Below are 310 nucleotides of genomic sequence, written 5' to 3'. Positions count from 1 at the left end.
AAGACATAAACGGCGCTATAAAGTCGTTACAAAAAGGCATTAGCGTTGATCCTTACTTTGATGCAAGTTATGTGAATTTAGCCGACATTTATTATCGACTTGGTCAAACAGTACAAATGCAAAGCACATTGAATAGTGGTTTAAAGGCAGTAACTACCTCTGCGCCGCTACATTATGCAAACGGTATGGCGCTTATTAGAAGCGGTAACAAACCCGCTGCTGTTGACTCATTTAAACACGCAATGGCACTTGAAAGTAACAACGTGCAATACGCTTACTTGTACTTTTTAGCACTTGATAGCATTGGCGC

At 40.6% G+C, this 310-nt stretch carries 1 pseudogene; it reads left to right on the top strand.

From position 1 onward, the window contains the following. Positions 1-310, top strand: a pseudogene (locus NRL14_RS20870) (hypothetical protein); the annotation flags it as partial.

The sequence above is a fragment of the Pseudoalteromonas sp. 20-92 genome, from assembly GCF_030847595.1.
GTDB classification, from domain to species: domain Bacteria; phylum Pseudomonadota; class Gammaproteobacteria; order Enterobacterales; family Alteromonadaceae; genus Pseudoalteromonas; species Pseudoalteromonas fuliginea.
Note: the sequence above shows the minus strand (reverse complement) of the source record. Positions and strands in the feature narration are given on the sequence as shown.